The sequence below is a fragment of the Inquilinus sp. genome, from assembly GCF_057815775.1.
On record NZ_JBYRFX010000199.1, the window covers coordinates 1 to 2,477 of the forward strand.

Genomic DNA, 2,477 nt, shown 5'->3' on the forward strand with positions numbered 1-2,477 from the left:
CCGGCCAGGTGTGGGGCTGGGCGGAGGATGGCGTCGAGACGAAGCATGCCGAGGAACTGAACCTCAACACCGGCGACCGGCGGCTGCGACTGGCGCTGGACCTGGCGCGCGAGCTGATCGGCACGCCGCGGCACCTCTCCCAGCACCCCGGCGGCTTCGTGCTGACCCATGACCGGCTGGACGAGCTGGTTCCGATCGAGCCGGCGGCGATGAAGGACCGCCAGGTCATCGAGTGGGACAAGGACGACATCGATGCGCTGCGCTTCATGAAGGTCGATTGCCTGGCGCTCGGCATGCTGTCCTGCATGAAGCGCGGCTTCGACCTGCTGGCCGAGCACAAGGGGATCGAACTCGACCTCGCCACAATCCCTGCCGAGGATCCGCGGACCTACGCCATGATCCGCAGGGCCGACACGCTGGGCGTGTTCCAGATCGAGAGCCGCGCCCAGATGGCGATGCTGCCACGGATCAAGCCTCGCACCTTCTACGACCTGGTGATCGAGGTCGCCATCGTCCGGCCCGGGCCGATCCAGGGCGACATGGTCCATCCCTATCTGCGCCGGCGCGAGGGCAAGGAGCCGGTCGACTATCCGAAGCCGGAGCTGGAGCGCGTGCTGGGCAAGACCCTCGGCGTGCCGCTGTTCCAGGAACAAGCGATGCGGGTCGCCATTGAATGCGCCGGCTTCACGCCGTCGGAAGCCGACCAACTGCGCCGGGCCATGGCCACGTTCAAGTTCACCGGTGGGGTCAGCAAGTTCCAGGACAAGCTGGTCCAGGGCATGGTGGCGCGGGGCTACACCGAGGAGTTCGCGCAGCGGACCTTCTCCCAGCTGGAGGGCTTCGGCTCCTACGGGTTCCCCGAGAGCCACGCCGCCTCCTTCGCGCTCATTGCCTACGCCTCGTCCTGGCTCAAATGCCATCACCCGGACGTGTTCTGCGCCGCGCTGCTGAACGCCCAGCCGATGGGCTTCTACGCGCCGGCGCAGATCGTCCGCGATGCCCGCGACCATAGCGTCGATGTCCGGCCGATCTGCATCAACGCCTCCCGCTGGGACTGCACCCTGGAGCCGTCCGGCGACGGTGACCGCCATGCCGTGCGGCTGGGCCTCCGCATGGTCAGGGGCCTGGCCAATGCCGATGCCGCTGCGATCGTTGCGGCGCGGGCCGACCAGCCCTTTGCCACAGTCGATGATCTCTGGCGCCGGGCCCGCGTGCCGGCGGCGTCACTGGTGGAGATCGCCAAGGCCGACGCCTTCCAGCCTTCGCTGAAGCTCGCCCGGCGTGAGGCGCTGTGGGCCATTAAGGCGCTGCGCGACGAGCCGCTGCCGCTGTTCGCGGCCGCCTCGGCCCGGGCCGCCACGACCGTGGCCGAGCTCGATGAGCCGGCAGTGCCTCTCCGGCCGATGACCGCCGGTGGCGAGGTGGTCGAGGATTACGGCCATGTCGGGCTGACGCTGCGCAGCCATCCCATCTCCTTCCTCCGTGAGGATCTGCGGCGGGAGGGCGTCGTCAGCTGCGCCGATGCCATGAACGCCCGCGACGGCCGCTGGATCGACACCGCCGGCATCGTTCTCGTCCGCCAGATGCCGGGCTCGGCCAAGGGCGTCATGTTCATCACCATCGAGGACGAGACTGGCGCCGCCAACCTCATCATCTGGCCCACGGTGTTCGAGGCGCAGCGCCGCGTCATTGTCGGCGCCAGCATGATGGGAATCTGGGGACGGATTCAGCGGGAGGGCGAGGTGGTGCACCTCATTGCCCGCCGGGTGACGGACCTATCCGGGATGCTGGGAAGCGTCGGCGATCGCGACGCCGGTTTCCCGCTGCCGCACGGCCGCGGCGACGAGGCCCACCATGGCGGCGTCGGCCCGGACCCGCGCGGCCTGCCGCCGAAGGGCTTCCGGACGCGTGACATGTACACGCCCGACCTGCACATCGACACCATCAAGGTGAAGGCGCGGGACTTCAAATAGGGTCCAGGGGAAAGCGACGGCAGACATGGCGTTGGCATGCCTGACGTGTCTGGCCGGCCACTAAAGCACGAAGTCGCTGGCCGTCAGAGCGTGGTCGGAAATCACGTTGATGATCGCGTCCGGGGTCTTGTCGCCGTTGACGTCGAGATAGACGCCCTGGAGGCCGTTGTGGAAGTCGACGATCCGCAGCTCGCCGGCATGGCCGGTGAAGCCGCCCGTGCCGAAGCTGAACGCCGTGTCGCCATTGGCCGAATTGCCGTCGGCATCGATCGCGCTGAGGTCGACCTTGTCGCCGGTGCTGAAGTCGGCGATCACGTCCGTCCCGGACGCCGCCACGGTGCTGTTGCCGATCGCGGTGTAGACAATGGTGTCGTTGCCGGCACCGCCCTTCAGCACGGCGGCCCCGCCGCCGCCGGTGATGACGTCGTCGCCGGCGCCGCCGGACAGGGTGTTGGCCCCGGCATCGCCGGTCAGCACGTCATTGTGGTCCGAGCCGTAGACGTT

The 2,477-nt window shown here is 68.5% G+C and carries 2 protein-coding genes; one reads left to right on the forward strand and one right to left on the reverse strand.

Translation table 11 applies throughout. The features are described 5' to 3' along the window. A partial coding sequence (locus AC3XYG_RS07080; protein ID WP_489139105.1) for a helix-hairpin-helix domain-containing protein occupies nt 1-1,973 on the forward strand: 1,973 nt, incomplete at its 5' end. Between the two features lie 60 nt (nt 1,974-2,033). Here AC3XYG_RS07080 and AC3XYG_RS07085 read toward each other — a convergent pair. After that, the coding region (locus AC3XYG_RS07085) for a calcium-binding protein (RefSeq protein ID WP_489139106.1) at nt 2,034-2,477 on the reverse strand (444 nt) is incomplete at its 5' end.